The organism is Kitasatospora sp. MBT63 (genome assembly GCF_000710465.2).
GTDB lineage: Bacteria > Actinomycetota > Actinomycetes > Streptomycetales > Streptomycetaceae > Kitasatospora.
In genome coordinates this window covers 1-662 of sequence record NZ_JAIZ01000341.1, presented here as the reverse complement: position 1 = coordinate 662, position 662 = coordinate 1, and the positions used below count along the sequence as shown (strand labels likewise).

1 pseudogene is annotated in these 662 nt (G+C 68.7%); it reads right to left on the bottom strand.

The annotated features are described in order from the left end of the window. Positions 1 to 662: pseudogene (locus AA75_RS20305) on the bottom strand (2-isopropylmalate synthase); the annotation flags it as partial.

Sequence of the window (662 nt, the reverse complement as noted above, 5' to 3'; positions counted from 1 at the left end):
TCTCGCGGCCCTCGCCCGGCTGCCAGACGTCCATCACCGACTCGCAGACCTCCAGCGCGAAGTCCAGCTCGGTGTCGATGAAGATCTCCGGCGAGTACTCGTAGCCGAAGACGGTCTCCTCGCCCAGCAGCTTCTCGCCGTACTCCATCACCAGCCGGGTGCCGTCCACGGCGATCTGGCGGATGTCGTCCTTGGACCCCTTGAACACCACCCGGCGGAACAGCGGCGAGGTCGCGTTGTACAGGTGGACGGTGGCCCGGTGGGCGCCGACCAGGGACTCCACTGTGCGCTCGATCAGGTCCTCGCGGGCCTGGGTCAGCACCGAGACGGTGACGTCCTCGGGGATCGCCCCCTCCTCGATGATCGAGCGGACGAAGTCGAAGTCGGTGGCGCCCGAGGACGGGAAACCGACCTCGATCTCCTTGTAGCCCAGCTTCACCAGCAGGTCGAACATCTTGCGCTTGCGGGCCGGCGACATGGGGTCGATCAGCGCCTGGTTGCCGTCCCGCAGGTCGGTGGACAGCCAGCGCGGCGCCTGGGTGATGACCTTGCCCGGCCAGGTGCGGTCCGGCAGGTCGACGGAGCCGAACGGTACGTAGCGGTGGAACGGCATCCCGGACGGCTGCTGCAGCACGGTGGCCGCGGTCACCGGGGTGGGGCGG